We start from the raw sequence: 13,725 nt of genomic DNA, 5'->3' as shown, positions 1-13,725 counted from the left end.
GTGGATGAACGGTTATAGGGCGAAAGCGCCGTGGCGGGTTACGCGTTGGACGCCGGGCAAGACTTGGCTTCTTCGCCGGGCATCGGAATGAAGCCCGTGACTTCGAGGCCGTAGCCGGACATGCTGCCCAGCTTGCGCGGATTCGACAGCACCTGCATCTTGCCGACGCCGACATCGCGCAGGATCTGCGCGCCGATGCCGAACGTCTTGAAATCCACCGGCCGGCGCTTGAGCGCAGCGGCCTTTTCTTCCTCGTCGAACGCCTTGAAGACGTCGATCAGGTGTTCCTTCGTGTCGCCGCAGTTGAGCAGCACGATCACGCCGAGGTCGCGCTGCGCGATGTCGCGCATCGCGGCGTCGAGCGTCCACGAGTGGGTCGAGATGCTCGTCTCGAGCAGATCGAGCACCGACAGCGGCTCGTGCACGCGCACCGGGGTATCGACGTCCGGCGACGGCGTGCCGCGCACCAGCGCGATGTGCGGCGAGCCGCTCGGCTGGTCGCGGTACAGCACCGCGCGGAACTCGCCGTGCGCGGTCTGCATCGTGCGCTCGGCGATCCGCTCGATGATCGATTCGGTGCGGCTGCGGTACTGGATCAGGTCCGCGATCGTGCCGATCTTCAGATCGTGCTCCTTCGCGAACTCGAGCAGGTCGGGCAGGCGCGCCATCGTGCCGTCGTCCTTGATGACCTCGCAGATCACCGCGGCCGGCGTGAGGCCGGCGAGCGCGGTGAAGTCGCAACCGGCCTCGGTGTGGCCGGCGCGCACCAGCACCCCGCCCGGCTGCGCCATGATCGGGAACACGTGGCCCGGCTGCACGATGTGCTCGGGGCGCACGTCGTGCGCGACCGCCGTGGCGATCGTGTGCGCGCGGTCGGCGGCCGAGATGCCGGTCGTCACGCCTTCGGCCGCTTCGATGCTGACCGTAAAGGCGGTGCCGTACTGGGTGCCGTTGCGATAGGTCATCAGCGGCAGGTGCAGCTGCTTGCAGCGTTCCTGCGTCAACGTCAGACAAATCAGGCCGCGGCCGTACTTGGCCATGAAGTTGATCGCTTCCGGCGTGACGAATTCGGCGGCGATCACGAGATCGCCTTCGTTTTCGCGGTCTTCTTCGTCGACCAGGATCACCATCCGGCCGGCTTTCAACTCCGCGATGATGTCGAGCGTGGAGGCGAGCGTCATAAGGGGGCGAGAAAGAGGAAAGTGCGTATTTTACGCCAGCCGGACCGCGTTTCGGCTGGCACCGGCTGCGCGCGGCCGGCAAGTGTGCCGCAAAGCGGTGCAACCGGCCTCCGGCACGGCGTCGTTCGCGCTGCCGCGGCCTGCCCGCGCAAGCGGGCGGCCACGCGCCGGGCCGGGCCCCGGCAGTGCGTCACGCGTGCTCGTTGCGGCCGCCGAGATAGTCCAGCTTGCCGAGTTCGACGCCGCTGTGGCGCAGGATGTCGTACGCGGTCGTCACGTGGAAGAAGAAGTTGGGCAGCACGAAGTTCAGCAGGTACGACTGGCCGGTGAATTCGATCGGGCCGACGCGCATCTTGAGCACGATCTGGCGCGTTTCGCTGCCGTCGATCTGCGCGGCATCGAAACCCTTCAGATAGTCGATCGTCTTCTGGATGCGCGCGTGCAGTTCGTCGAACGTTTGCTCGACGTCGGGGAAGCTGGGGATGTCGGTGCCGGCGAGCCGCGCGGCGCAGCCCTTGGCCGTGTCGGTCGCGATGTAGACCTGACGGACGAGCGGCAGCATGTCCGGATAGAGGCGTGCGCCGATGAACACCGACGGGTCGATCTGCTTCTCGGCCGCATGCGCCTGCGCCTTGCCGAGGATGTGCTGCAGGTTGGTGAGACCGCGGATCAGGACGGGCAGCGAAGCCTGGGACATCGAGATGGACATGGGGACGACTCCTTGAGGAAGAGGGGCAGCCGGTGCGCGGCGCGCCGTGTGTCGCGGCGCCGAAACCGCTGCCGTTGCATCTTAGCGCGACGCGATGACCCGTGCGCGTCGTTGGCCGTTCGGCCAGGTGTGGGGACGGACCGGGGCATGGGCGCCGAGCGATCGGCACGGCGCGAGGCAGGGACGCCGCGGGCGGAATCAGGGTAGCCGGGCGAGCCGGACGCAGACGGCCGGCGAATGGTCCAACACGGTCGAAGCGAGGCGGTTTCCGCTCGCCCTCCGGGCAACGTCGGGCCGAACTGCCCGCCGCCGTTCTGCTTGCCGGCAGGAACCGGTCAGTCAGTCCTGATGCACACCCTGCGACGCCGACATCATCCGCTCGACATACCGCGCGATCATGTCGATTTCGAGATTGACTTTGTCGCCGGCCTTCACGTGCCGCAGCGTCGTGACTTCGACCGTATGCGGAATCAGGTTGATCGAGAACTCGCAGCCGTCCGCGCGATCGTCGACCGTGTTGACGGTCAGGCTCACGCCGTTGACCGTGATCGAACCCTTGTACGCGAGATAGCGGCCAAGCTCGCGCGGCGCGACGATCCGCAATTCGTGCGATTCGCCGACCGGCGCGAAGCGCGTCACGGTGCCGAGGCCGTCGACGTGGCCCGACACGATGTGTCCGCCGAGCCGGTCGTGCGCGCGCAGCGCCTTCTCGAGGTTCACGTCGCCCGGTTGCGCGAGGCCGACCGTGCGGTTCAGGCTTTCGCGCGACACGTCGACGTCGAAGCCGGTTTCGGTCTTGTCGATCACCGTCATGCACGCGCCCTGGATCGCGATGCTGTCGCCGAGCGCGACATCGGCGAGATCGAGGCCGCCCGCCTGCACGGTCAGGCGCACGCCAGCGTCGGCCGACGCGCCCAGCGGGTTGATCGATTCGATGCGGCCGACAGCCGCGACAATTCCCGTAAACATCGTGGCGATCCCGTTCAGTGAGTGGCGGGGGGCGGCGCGATACGCGCCAGGATCCGCAGATCGTCGCCGATCCGCTCGACGCTGTGGAACGCGAGTCGCGTCCGGGCATCGAGGCTCGCCGGCGCGGCGAGGTCGAACATGCCGGCCGCGTCGCTGCCGAGCAGGCTCGGCGCGAGATAGACGAGCAGCTCGTCGACGCACTGTTCGCGCAGCAGTGAGCCGTTCAGCTTGTGGCCCGCCTCGACGTGCAGCTCGTTCACGCCACGTGCGCCGAGCGCCGCCAGCAGCGCCGGCAGGTCGACCTTGCCGTGTGCGTTCGCGAGCGGCACGATTTCCGCGCCGCGCGACTTCAGCACGTTCGCGCGGACTTCGCCGGCCGCATCGAGTCGGCCGCAGAAGATCAGCAGCGGCGGGCCTTCGAGCAGGCGCGCATCGAGCGGCAGGTCGAGGCGGCTGTCGACCAGCACGCGTTGCGGCTGGCGCGGCGTGTCGATGCCGCGCACGGTCAGGAGCGGGTTGTCCTCGCGCACGGTGCCGATGCCGGTGAGGATCGCGCACGCGCGTGCGCGCCACGCATGACCGTCGAGGCGCGCGGCCTCGCCGGTGATCCACTGGCTTTCGCCGGACGGCAACGCGGTGCGGGCGTCGAGCGACGCGGCCGTCTTCATCCGTACCCACGGCCGGCCGCGCGTCATCCGCGACACGAAGCCGATGTTCAGTTCGCCCGCTTCGTTCGCAAGCAGCCCGCAGCGCACGTCGACGCCCGCATCGCGCAGCATCCCGAGGCCGCGCCCCGACACCTGCGGGTTCGGGTCTTCCATCGCCGCGACGACCTTCGCGACACGCGCTTCGATCAGCGCGTTCGCGCACGGCGGCGTGCGGCCGAAGTGGCTGCACGGCTCGAGCGTCACGTACACGGTGGAGCCGGCGACGTCATGGCCGCGCGCACGCGCATCCTTCAGCGCTTGCACTTCCGCGTGGTCCTGGCCGGCCGGCTGCGTGAAGCCTTCGCCGATCACGATGCCGTCCTTGACGATCACGCAGCCGACGCGCGGATTCGGCGCCGTCGTGTACATGCCGCGCGCCGCGAGTGCGAGCGCACGCTCCATGTGGGCGAAATCGGTATCCGAGAACATGCGCGCGGACCCGGGTCAGGCGGCGAGTGCCGCGAACGCGCGGCGCGCGGCCGCGAGCGTTGCGTCGATCACCGCATCGTCGTGCGTGCTCGACACGAAGCCGGCCTCGTACGCGGACGGCGCGAAGTACACGCCTTCGTCGAGCATCAGGTGGAAGAAGCGGTTGAAGCGCTCGATGTCGCTCTTCGTGACTTCCGCGAAGCTGGTCGGCACGCGCTCGGCGAAGTACAGGCCGAACATCGCGCCGATCGAGTCGGCCGCGAACGGCACGCCGGCCGCGCGCGCTTCGGCCGCGAGGCCGTCGGCGAGGCGCTTCGTCTGCGCGGTGAGCGCGTCGTAGAAACCCGGCGCCTGGATCAGTTGCAGCGTCTTCAGGCCCGCGGCGACCGCGATCGGGTTGCCCGACAGCGTGCCGGCCTGGTACACGCCGCCAAGCGGCGCGAGGTGGGCCATGATGTCGCGGCGGCCGCCGAACGCGGCAGCCGGCATCCCGCCGCCGATCACCTTGCCGAGGCAGGTGAGGTCGGCCGTGATCCCGTAGTGCGCCTGCGCGCCGCCGAGCGCGACGCGGAAACCGCACATCACCTCGTCGAAGATCAGCACGGCGCCGTGCTTCGTGCACAGCGTGCGCAGCGCGTTCAGGAATTCCGGGGTGCCACGCACGAGGTTCATGTTGCCGGCGACCGGCTCGACGATCACCGCGGCGATCTCGTCGCCGAACGCGCCGAACGCTTCTTCCAGCGCGGCGACGTTGTTGTATTCGAGGACGGTCGTGTGCTTCGCGATGTCGGCGGGCACGCCGGCCGACGTCGGGTTGCCGAACGTCAGCAGGCCCGAGCCGGCCTTCACCAGCAGGCTGTCCGCGTGGCCGTGGTAGCAGCCCTCGAATTTGACGATGCGGCTGCGGCCGGTGAAGCCGCGCGCGAGACGCAGCGCGCTCATCGTGGCCTCGGTGCCGCTCGACACCATCCGTACCTGCTCGATCGACGGTACGAGCTTGCAGATTTCCTCGGCGATCACGATCTCGGCCTCGGTCGGCGCGCCGAACGAGAAGCCGTCGGCGAGCACGTTCTGCACGGCCGACAGCACTTCCGGATGGACGTGGCCGACGATCATCGGGCCCCACGAGCCGATGTAGTCGATGTACTGCTTGCCGTCGGCATCCCAGAAATACGGGCCTTGCGCGCGCGACACGAAGCGCGGCGTGCCGCCGACCGAACGGAAGGCGCGTACCGGCGAGTTGACGCCGCCCGGAATGGTTTTCTGGGCGCGGTCGAAAAGGATCTGATTGTTGGACATGAGCGAAACCTGCGAGAGAAGGGCGCGGGGGCCTCGTGCACGGGCCGCGGCGCCTGGGCGGAGCGATCGTTCGATTGTACCGGAGACGCGCGCGGCCGGCCTGCGGCGGGGTCTGCGGCCTTTCGGCGCGTGGGGAAACGGGGCGGCGTGTCGATCCGGCCCGTTTATCGTGGCGGCTTGCGCTTGCCGGTCAGCTCGGCCCAGCGCTTCTCGAGCGGGCCTTCGACCATCGGCTTGATCGACGTGCCTGAAGTCTGCGCATCCCAGGTCTGCACCGAGTACGGATGCACGCGCAGCGCGTCGCGCGGAATCACGACGTCCTGATGGGCGTCGACCAGCCAGTCGTAGACGAAGTCGATGCATAGCCGGTAGCTGCGTTTGGTTGCCGGATCGGGCACTTCATAGGGCGCGCGCGTCACGTAGCCCGAACCGAACACGCCCTTCGGCTCCTTCGCGACGCGATGCAGGAACACGCGGTCGCCCGGCAGGATGCCGCGTGCGAAGCCGCAGCCCCAGACGTCGTGCACGGCCTCGCCGGCCTTCACGCGCGCGGCGACGTCGGGCAGTTCGGGCCACGGCCATTTCTTGGGGCTCCAGATCAGCAGGAAAGCGGTCATCGGTTCGGTCGTGCGGTTGAATAGGTCAGACGAGAGCGCGGCAGAGTCGCAAGCTTAATCGAATCCGTCCGCGACCCGCATGCGCGGCGCTCGCCGGCCTTGCGCCGCAGGGTGGCCGGCGGCATGCGAGAAAGTTGCGCGTACAATCATGGGCCTGGGCGCGCCGCATGCGGCGCGGCCTCCCGTCTTCACCGCCACGCGTGCCCCGATGCGCGCGGGCTCCCAATCCGGATACCCATGTCCCACGTCGTTCGGCGCCGGCCCGATGCCCGGCTGATCCTGTTGCTCGGCGCGCTTGCCGCCTGCGGGCCGATCGCCACCGACATGTACCTGCCGAGCTTGCCGTCGATTGCCGATGGCTTCTCCGTGAGCCCCGGCGCCGCACAGCGCACGCTGACGAGCTTCATGGCCGGCTTCTCGATCGGCATGCTGCTGTACGGCCCGCTGTCCGATACGGTGGGCCGTCGCCCGGTGCTGCTCGGCGGCATCGCGCTGTTTACGCTCGCCAGCATCGGCTGTTTCGTGTCGGGCTCGATCGACATGCTGATCTTCGTGCGCTTCCTGCAGGCGCTCGGCGCGGGCGCCGCGTCGGTGCTCGCCCGCGCGATCGCGCGCGACGCGCACGAGCCGACCGATGCGGCGAAGGTGCTGTCGATGGTCGCGATCGTCACCGCGGTCGGGCCATTGCTCGCGCCGCTGATCGGCGGCCAGATCCTGCGCTTCGCCGGCTGGCGCGGCGTGTTCGTCGTGTTGGCCGTATTCGGCGCGCTGTGCGCGGCGACCGCGTACCTGCGCGTGCCCGAAACCTGGCCGAAGGAGCGCCGCAAGAGCGCGGCCGTGCTCGCGTCGTTCGCATCGTACGGGCGGATCCTGTCCGATCCGGTCGCATGGGGGCACATGCTGTGCGGCGGGATGGCGTTCGCGTCGATGTTCTCGTACATCACCGCGACGCCGTTCGTGTACATCGAGTATTTCCACGTGTCGCCGCAGCACTACGGGCTGCTGTTCGGCCTGAACGTCGTCGGGATCATGATCGGCAACTTCGCGAACACGCGGCTCGTCGGCCGCATCGGCTCGCTGCGCATCATCGCGGCCGCGTCGCTCGTGAGCTGCATTGCGTCGCTCGCGGTCGCGCTCGTTGCGCTGACGGGGTGGGGCGGGCTGTGGTCGATCGTCGTGTGCCTGTTCTTCGTGGTCGGCGTGGTCGGGATCCTGTCCGCGAACTGCACGACTGACCTGATGCACCGCTATCCGCACAACGCGGGCGCGTCGGCGGCCGTGTTCGGCGCGATGCAGCTCGCGCTCGGCGCGCTCGCGAGCGTCGCGATCGGCGTACTGGCCGACGGCACGCCGTTCGCGATGGGCGTGACGATCGGCATCGCGGGCGTGCTGTGCTTCGTCGGCCGCTATCTGGTGCTGCGCTGGCATGGGCGGCCCGTGCCGGCCGGGGCTTGATTTACGTCCGCATTATTTGGCGCGGTCTGACGAGCGATTGTCGAGTCGATAGCTACGCTTCGAGTTGATCACGAACCGCTTGACCTGGGCATCGAGTTCCTGGCTGTGGTACAGGTCCAGGCATTTCAAGAAATCAAACCTGACGCCTTTGATTTCGGATTCGACGATCGGATTGCGATAGTCGCGTGCAAGAAAACGATTGACCAGCGATTTGCCCGCGTCGGGGTTCCGTTCCAGATCGAAGTCGGTCCAGTCCATCAGTGCACTGGCGCTGCTTCCCGCGTCCATCGTCGCGGACGGTTCATTCCGATAAGCGGTCGCGATGCATTCGGCGAGCACCATGTCCTTGTAGTTCTGCGCGTAGGTTCGGGCGCCGGCTTGCGGCGACGACGTTGTATCTGTTGCATGGCCCGATTGCGCCGCTAACGTCAGTGCCCCCAGCATCGCACACCGGAGCAGCGGATTTTGTCTCATGGCAGACTCCAGCGGTGTGCACCGATCCAACACATCGCCTAAAAAACAAACCGGTCTATTTGGCGAGGTGCAATCAGCGCGGCAGACTTTCCAAGCGCTGATGGTTCCATTCTCCATCCAAAATAGCCTGATAGAGCATGCCTAGAGTCAGTGGTACTTTGTCATATTTTTCTCGGCGTTTTCTGGAGAAAGCCATCCGTGCGACTTCAATCAAGCTAAAGCCCTCTCCTGAGAAGTAGCGATTGAACTCAAAATCTCCAACTTGCACCGGAAATTTATCGAAGAAGCTCTCCATAAACTCGACCGCATCGTCGCCAGTGATATCCAAATCACCCTCGACGGCATGATCTTTTGTGAGAATTTTTTTGGGACTAACACCGGCCTCCCTTCTCACAAAATCCTCAAACTCGTTCCATGTAAACTGGCTCATCAGAACACCTTGTCCTCAGGCTTAACAAGCGCGTTATAGCGCGACACGGAACGAATGCTGATCATCGTGACATCGTTGGCAGCAATGACCCAGCCAACGACAGGAACCGCGCGCCCAACGAAAACCCCAATGTTTCTTACCAGAATGAACCTCAAGCGCTTAACGCTGGCGTTGGTCAGCGTCGGGAGGATCTTCTTCTTCAAATCGTAGTCCAGATACTTGCGACTCAATATCGACGCAACAGAAGTACCCGGCGTGGTACCAAAGGACTTTGCTCGTGTTGGCAGCCAATTTTGACCGGCCACAATGGCAACCACTGCTGCTACATCGTCAACACCAAGCTCCTTGCATGTCTCGTCGATAAAGACAAGGAAAAACAGCTCCATCGGCGTGAGATTTCGATGTGTACCAAAGTCATAGGTGTTGTTCATTATAGTATTCCTCTCTCAGGCTATCGGCGAGGCTGAAACCACGAAGAGAACGATCCCCTGCTTATCGTCCAGGGTGCTGCCTCCCAGCGAAGGCGGGAATTTGATCACCCCTGCTTTGCCCCATCGCTGGATATTGGTGGCCACGTTGCCACCAATCGTCAGCGCAACCTTCTCCGCAGAATTTATCGGGGCGTAAATTCGCATTGCTGCTGCCCATGCGGCTGAAAAACGTGGTCTCGGCATATCCCTCTCCGCAAACTGGATGAAAGTGATGCTGTCGATGCCAATCCGGGGTCTTTGAGAAACGGATCATTTCTCGCGTCGGACCGAGATGGCGACATCACTCGGAGTGAAGGAAGTTACCGAGCCTGGGCAACTGCTGACAATTGGACTGGTTCGAAAATGGACGTGTGTACGAACGTATGACGTCACGCGCAGCCATCGGCAGAAGGCGCGTCGATGATTGTCGAGTCGCTGTGGTTTGCGGTGGTGCCGCTCATGCGAAACACCCCGAACGCCGGGCCTGAATCCAGCGTTCGGGGTGTCGTGCACCGATGGTGTTTCGCCGAGGAGTCAATCCCGCGCGACGTCCTTCGCCCCCGGCGACGCACCGTGGCTCAACCAGTCGAGCACGTCGGCCGTTTCGTCGTCGCTCGCGCGTGCCCGCGCCTGCGCGACGGCCTCGGGCAGCTCGCCGTTCGTCGACGCGCGGCGGATCGCGACGCCGACCGCGAGGATGTCGATCATCAGCAGATGCAGGATCCGCGAGATCATCGACAGCTGCGATTCGCGCATCTCGATGTGGTCGGTTTCGAGCGCGACGGTCGCGCGCTTCGCGAGCGGCGTGTTGCTCGACGTGATCGCGATCACCTTCGCGCCGGCCTGCATCGCGACGTCGAGCACGCGCAGCAGTTCGGGCGCGCGTCCCGACTTCGACACCGCGACGATCACGTCGCCCTTGCCGAGCAGCGCGGCCGACGCGGCCTGCATGTACAGGTCGCCGTACGCGATCGTCGGAATCCCGAAACGGAAGAACTTGTAGTGCGCGTCCTGCGCGACGATGTTCGAGTTGCCGAGCCCGTAGAACTCGATGCGGCGCGCACTGTTCAGGATCTCGATCGCGTTCTCGACGTTCTCGAAATTCAGGTGCTCGCGCAGTTGCAGGATCGCGGACACCGTGTTGTCGAGCACCTTCGCGCCGAAGTCGGTGGCCGTGTCGCCGAGGTGCACCTGGCTGTGGCTCATCGGGATCGTGCCGGTGAGGCCGGTCGCGAGCTTCAGCTTGAAGTCCGACAGCCCCTGGCAGCCGAGCGAGCGGCAGAAGCGGATCACCGTCGGCTGGCTCACGTCCGCCTTGCGTGCGATGTCGACGATCGGGTCGTTGATGATCGAGCGCGGATGGTTCAGCGCGAGATCGGCGACGCGGCGCTCGGCCGGCGTCAGCGCGTCGCGCATCTGCCGGATCCGCTCGAACACGGCCGACGATGCGCCGCCCGAACGGTTCGACAGCTGCTCCGCGAGAATCGCCGATACGCCGAGGAACGCCGGATATTCGGCGGTGATCAGGTAGGTCGGGATGTTCTCGAGATAGTGCGTGAAGCGACCCTTCGCCTCGAAGCGCGCGCGGAACGACGAGCGCGTGAACAGTTCGCCGAGTTTCAGCGCGACGCCGCCACCGATATAGACGCCGCCGAGCGCGCCGAGCGTGAGCGCGACGCTGCCCGCGAACGCGCCGAGGATCCCGCAGAAGCATTCGACCGTCTCGAGCGCGAGTGCGTCGCCGGTATGCGCGCGCTCGACGATCTCGACGGTGTCGACGGTCGCGGCGACGCGCTTCTTGTCGCGCGCGGCGAGCGCGCGATAGATGATCTCCATGCCGGGGCCGGCGCACACCCGCTCGAACGACACGTGCGGAAACTTCTTGCGCGCGTACTGCAGCACCAGATCCTCGCGCTCGTCCTGCGGCGCGAACGACGCGTGACCGCCTTCGCTGCCGAGCGCGATCCAGCGGTCGTCGGCCGGAATCAGCCCCGACACGCCGAGCCCGGTGCCGGGCCCGAGCAGCCCGATCACGCTGTTCTGGCGGCGTGCGCCGCCGCCGATCTGCACGCGCTGTGCATCGGTGAGGCCGGGCAGCGCCATCGCGAGCGCGGTGAAGTCGTTGACGACGAGCAGCGTGTCGAAGCCGAGTGCGCGGCGCGTCGCCTCGATCGAGAAGCTCCAGTCGTGATTGGTCATCGTGATCTGATCGCCGTCGACCGGGTTCGCGATCGCGATCGCCGCGTGGTTCACGCGGGCGATCTTCACGTCCTTCAGATACTTGCGGATCGCGTCGGTGAGCGTCGGGTAGTCGGCGCCGGGGTACACGCGAATCTGCGTGATCTCGCCCGGGCCGGTTTCCAGCGCGAAGCGCGCGTTGGTGCCGCCGACGTCCGCGAGCAGGCGTGGGCCGTCGGCATGCTGACCCGCAACGGCCGCCTTACTTTGCGCACCAGTAGACATCGAGCTGGGTCCCCTTGTCGTTGGCCAGTTGGGAAATCGCGTTCTTTTGCAGCGACGCGGCTGCGGCGTCGAGCACGTCGCGTTTGCGGCTGCCCGCGATCAGCAGGAAGAGCCGGTCGACGCGCTTCAGCGCATCGAGTGAATAGCTCACGCGCGCATGCGGCGCGGCGCCGGGATGCACGGCGACGAAGCGCTCGGGCGTGGCGATCGCGTGGTCCCATTCGGGCGCATCCGCGAAGATCGACGCGGTATGGCCGTCTTCGCCCATGCCGAGTACCGCGACGTTCGGCACGCGGTAGTCGGCGTTCGCGTTGAGTGCGGCGACGTGCGCGTCGAGCGACACGCGCGTGTCGACGAGCGGCAGGAAGCGGGCAGGGGCCGCGGCGTGCTGCAGCAGCGTGTCGCGCACGAGGTGCGCATTGCTGGCCGCATCGTCCTCCGGCACCCAGCGGTCGTCGACCAGCGTGACGTCGACACCGGCCCAGTCGAGCGCCGCATGCGACAGCGTGTGCAGGAACGGGCGCGGGCTCGTGCCGCCGGACACCGCGAGCGTGGGGCGCGCGGGGCCGGCGAGCGCGGCGCGCAGCGCATCGCCGACGGCGTGCGCGAGCGCTTCGCTTTGCGCTTCCTGGGTGTCGAAAGCGTGGATCTCGATCACATCTCCTCCGGACTGCTTTGTCTGTTCAATTCGTGCGAATCGTGGGGCACGTTGCCGCGCGCGTTCGCGCACGCGGCAACGGTTTGCATCAGTTTTCTTCTTCGAGCCAGCAGGTGCCGTGCTGCGCGAGCATCGCGCTTGCCGCGGCCGGCCCCCACGTGCCCGCCGCGTACGGCTTCGGCGGCTTCAGCGAGCGCGCCCATTCGTTCAGGATCGGCTCAACCCAGCGCCACGCGGCTTCCTGCTCGTCGCGACGCACGAACAACGCAAGACGGCCGTTGATCACGTCGAGCAGCAGGCGCTGGTACGCCTCCATCTGCCCTTCCTTGAAGAACTGGTCGAACGCGAGGTCGAGATGCACGCTCGCGAGGTTCATCCCTTCGCCGGGCTGCTTCGCGAGACAGTACAGGCGAATCGTCTCGTTTGGCTGCAGCCGGATCACGAGACGGTTCGCGCCGGCGCGCAGCGCGGAGGCGCCGAGCGCCGAGTGCGGCACCGGACGGAAGTTGACGACGATCTCCGCGACGCGGTCGGCCAGCCGCTTGCCGGTGCGCAGGAAGAACGGCACGCCGGCCCAGCGCCAGTTCTCGATCTCGACCTTCAGCGCGACGAAGGTTTCGGTCTGGCTGTCGGGCTTCACGCCCGGCTCGGTTGCGTAGGCCGGCACCTGCGCGCCCTTGATCACGCCCGCATGATACTGGCCGCGCACCGCGACCTTGCCGATGTCGCGCGGATCGACGGGCTTCAGCGCGCGCAGCACGCGCAGCTTCTCGTCACGCACCGAGTCGGAATCCATCGAGTGCGGCGGCTCCATCGCGACGATCGACAGCAGCTGCAACAGGTGGTTCTGCACCATGTCGCGCAGCGCGCCCGTATTGTCGTAGAAATCGCCGCGCGCCTCGACGCCGAGCTCTTCCGCGATCGTGATCTGGATGCTCTCGACCCATTCGCGGCGCCACAGCGGCTCGAACAGCGCATTGCCGAAGCGCAGCGCGAGCAGGTTCTGTACCGGCTCTTTCCCGAGGTAGTGGTCGATCCGGTAGATCTGGCCTTCCGCGAAGATCTCGCCGACCGCGTCGTTGATCGCATTCGACGACTTCAGGTCGTAGCCGAGCGGCTTCTCGAGCACGATGCGCGCGCCTTCGTTCAGGCCGACCGACGCGAGCGCCTTGCAGATCGGCACGAACAGCGACGGCCCCGTCGCGAGATAGAACACGCGGATGCCGGGCAACTGCGCGACCGCGTCGCGCAGCACGACGTAGTCTTCCGCGCGGCCGAGGTCGAGCTTCACGTATTCGATGCGCTCGAGGAAGGATTGCCACGCGCTTTCGTCGAATGCGTTGCCGGCCGCCTTCACCGCGTGCGGCTTCACGTGCGTATCGACCCATTCGAGATAGCCGGCCCGATCCGATTCGTGCCGTGCGACGGCCACGATCCGGCCGCTTTCCGCGAGCATGTTGCCGCGATGCGCTTCGAACAGCGCGGGCAGGATCTTGCGCATCGACAGGTCGCCGGTGCCGCCGAAAAGTACGAAGGTAAAGCTGGAATCGGTATGCATGTGTCTCCGCCGATTGGGGTGCTGGGAAGCGATCCGTAGTGCGATAAAAATATTTTTGACACTGAATTGTAGTTTAACTACAATCCGCCGCAAGGGGTAGCACCTGGGTGAAGAAAAAAAGAAGTGCGGTCGACGAACTGCGCGAGCTTCGCCTTCGGGAACGCCTTGTGCCGAATGTTATCGGACATTGACGGAGCGCATCGTCCGCGCGCCGTCGACCCCGGGCCTTGCGCCGCAGCATCGCGGCGGGCCAGAAACACAAAGAGGAGACACGCCGTTGAATCTCGATTCACGCTTTCTGTAAGA

Annotated in this window: 14 protein-coding genes; 1 reads left to right on the top strand and 13 read right to left on the bottom strand. The window is 66.2% G+C overall.

The features are described 5' to 3' along the window. Window positions 1-38: 38 nt before the first annotated feature. The 6 genes from ribBA to BX604_RS02905 all read right to left on the bottom strand — a co-directional run bounded on the left by ribBA (window position 39) and on the right by BX604_RS02905 (window position 5,911). Window positions 39-1,181 (bottom strand): bifunctional 3,4-dihydroxy-2-butanone-4-phosphate synthase/GTP cyclohydrolase II, encoded by a 1,143-nt coding sequence (gene ribBA, locus BX604_RS02930; protein WP_098549493.1) that lies wholly within the window; start codon window positions 1,179-1,181, stop codon window positions 39-41. A 190-nt stretch (window positions 1,182-1,371) separates the two neighbouring features. Further along, entirely contained in the window at window positions 1,372-1,890 is a 519-nt protein-coding gene (locus BX604_RS02925; protein WP_098549492.1) for a DUF1993 domain-containing protein, read from the bottom strand. A gap of 339 nt (window positions 1,891-2,229) precedes the next feature. Beyond that, window positions 2,230-2,859 (bottom strand): riboflavin synthase, encoded by a 630-nt coding sequence (locus BX604_RS02920; protein ID WP_098549491.1) that lies wholly within the window; start codon window positions 2,857-2,859, stop codon window positions 2,230-2,232. 14 nt (window positions 2,860-2,873) lie between these two features. Next, window positions 2,874-3,995, bottom strand: coding sequence for a bifunctional diaminohydroxyphosphoribosylaminopyrimidine deaminase/5-amino-6-(5-phosphoribosylamino)uracil reductase RibD (gene ribD / locus BX604_RS02915; protein ID WP_098549490.1), 1,122 nt, complete (start codon window positions 3,993-3,995; stop codon window positions 2,874-2,876). Between the two features lie 15 nt (window positions 3,996-4,010). Further along, window positions 4,011-5,294: a glutamate-1-semialdehyde 2,1-aminomutase gene (gene hemL / locus BX604_RS02910; protein ID WP_098549489.1), complete on the bottom strand. Its 1,284-nt coding sequence runs from the start codon at window positions 5,292-5,294 to the stop codon at window positions 4,011-4,013. Between the two features lie 164 nt (window positions 5,295-5,458). Further along, on the bottom strand, window positions 5,459-5,911 hold the full coding sequence (locus tag BX604_RS02905; RefSeq protein ID WP_098549488.1) for a hypothetical protein: 453 nt from the start codon (window positions 5,909-5,911) through the stop codon (window positions 5,459-5,461). Between the two features lie 237 nt (window positions 5,912-6,148). On the opposite strand from BX604_RS02905, the gene BX604_RS02895 reads away from it, so the two are divergent. Further along, a complete protein-coding gene (locus tag BX604_RS02895) occupies window positions 6,149-7,366 on the top strand; it encodes a Bcr/CflA family multidrug efflux MFS transporter (RefSeq protein WP_098549487.1) in 1,218 nt (405 codons plus the stop codon). A 12-nt stretch (window positions 7,367-7,378) separates the two neighbouring features. On the opposite strand, the gene BX604_RS02890 is transcribed toward BX604_RS02895, so the two are convergent. From BX604_RS02890 to zwf, 7 genes are all read right to left on the bottom strand, one after another. Further along, a complete protein-coding gene (locus BX604_RS02890) occupies window positions 7,379-7,840 on the bottom strand; it encodes a type VI secretion system amidase immunity protein Tai4 (protein WP_098549486.1) in 462 nt (153 codons plus the stop codon). 73 nt (window positions 7,841-7,913) lie between these two features. After that, window positions 7,914-8,270 carry a DUF1493 family protein gene (locus BX604_RS02885; RefSeq protein ID WP_098549485.1) on the bottom strand — a complete coding sequence of 119 codons (357 nt, stop codon included), beginning with the start codon at window positions 8,268-8,270 and terminating at the stop codon, window positions 7,914-7,916. Continuing rightward, on the bottom strand, window positions 8,270-8,701 hold the full coding sequence (locus BX604_RS02880) for an STM2901 family protein (protein ID WP_098549484.1): 432 nt from the start codon (window positions 8,699-8,701) through the stop codon (window positions 8,270-8,272). Before BX604_RS02880 ends, BX604_RS02885 begins: the two co-directional genes overlap by 1 nt. A 15-nt stretch (window positions 8,702-8,716) precedes the next feature. Next, window positions 8,717-8,944: a hypothetical protein gene (locus BX604_RS02875; RefSeq protein WP_143747997.1), complete on the bottom strand. Its 228-nt coding sequence runs from the start codon at window positions 8,942-8,944 to the stop codon at window positions 8,717-8,719. A 330-nt stretch (window positions 8,945-9,274) separates the two neighbouring features. Beyond that, window positions 9,275-11,203 (bottom strand): bifunctional transcriptional regulator/glucokinase, encoded by a 1,929-nt coding sequence (locus tag BX604_RS02870; RefSeq protein WP_098549482.1) that lies wholly within the window; start codon window positions 11,201-11,203, stop codon window positions 9,275-9,277. Beyond that, window positions 11,181-11,861 carry a 6-phosphogluconolactonase gene (pgl, locus tag BX604_RS02865; protein WP_098549481.1) on the bottom strand — a complete coding sequence of 227 codons (681 nt, stop codon included), beginning with the start codon at window positions 11,859-11,861 and terminating at the stop codon, window positions 11,181-11,183. The genes BX604_RS02870 and pgl overlap by 23 nt, the downstream gene beginning before the upstream one ends. Before the next feature lie 88 nt (window positions 11,862-11,949). Further along, entirely contained in the window at window positions 11,950-13,419 is a 1,470-nt protein-coding gene (gene zwf, locus BX604_RS02860; protein WP_098549480.1) for a glucose-6-phosphate dehydrogenase, read from the bottom strand. Between the last annotated feature and the right edge of the window lie 306 nt (window positions 13,420-13,725).

Source organism: Burkholderia sp. JKS000303, assembly GCF_002563755.1.
GTDB classification, from domain to species: Bacteria; Pseudomonadota; Gammaproteobacteria; order Burkholderiales; family Burkholderiaceae; genus Burkholderia; species Burkholderia anthina_B.
The sequence above is the reverse complement of the archived record's forward strand: the minus strand, read 5'-3'. Positions and strand labels throughout refer to the sequence as shown.

Excerpts from the sequence above, each read along its gene's own strand:
- zwf (WP_098549480.1), bottom strand. The coding sequence starts at position 13,419 with ATGCATACCGATTCCAGCTTTACCTTCGTACTTTTCGGCGGCACCGGC.
- ribD (WP_098549490.1), bottom strand. The coding sequence starts at position 3,995 with ATGTTCTCGGATACCGATTTCGCCCACATGGAGCGTGCGCTCGCACTC.
- BX604_RS02890 (WP_098549486.1), bottom strand. The coding sequence starts at position 7,840 with ATGAGACAAAATCCGCTGCTCCGGTGTGCGATGCTGGGGGCACTGACG.
- BX604_RS02895 (WP_098549487.1), top strand. The coding sequence starts at position 6,149 with ATGTCCCACGTCGTTCGGCGCCGGCCCGATGCCCGGCTGATCCTGTTG.
- BX604_RS02885 (WP_098549485.1), bottom strand. The coding sequence starts at position 8,270 with ATGAGCCAGTTTACATGGAACGAGTTTGAGGATTTTGTGAGAAGGGAG.
- ribBA (WP_098549493.1), bottom strand. The coding sequence starts at position 1,181 with ATGACGCTCGCCTCCACGCTCGACATCATCGCGGAGTTGAAAGCCGGC.
- BX604_RS02880 (WP_098549484.1), bottom strand. The coding sequence starts at position 8,701 with ATGAACAACACCTATGACTTTGGTACACATCGAAATCTCACGCCGATG.
- BX604_RS02925 (WP_098549492.1), bottom strand. The coding sequence starts at position 1,890 with ATGTCCATCTCGATGTCCCAGGCTTCGCTGCCCGTCCTGATCCGCGGT.
- BX604_RS02905 (WP_098549488.1), bottom strand. The coding sequence starts at position 5,911 with ATGACCGCTTTCCTGCTGATCTGGAGCCCCAAGAAATGGCCGTGGCCC.
- BX604_RS02875 (WP_143747997.1), bottom strand. The coding sequence starts at position 8,944 with ATGCCGAGACCACGTTTTTCAGCCGCATGGGCAGCAGCAATGCGAATT.
- BX604_RS02920 (WP_098549491.1), bottom strand. The coding sequence starts at position 2,859 with ATGTTTACGGGAATTGTCGCGGCTGTCGGCCGCATCGAATCGATCAAC.
- hemL (WP_098549489.1), bottom strand. The coding sequence starts at position 5,294 with ATGTCCAACAATCAGATCCTTTTCGACCGCGCCCAGAAAACCATTCCG.
- BX604_RS02870 (WP_098549482.1), bottom strand. The coding sequence starts at position 11,203 with ATGTCTACTGGTGCGCAAAGTAAGGCGGCCGTTGCGGGTCAGCATGCC.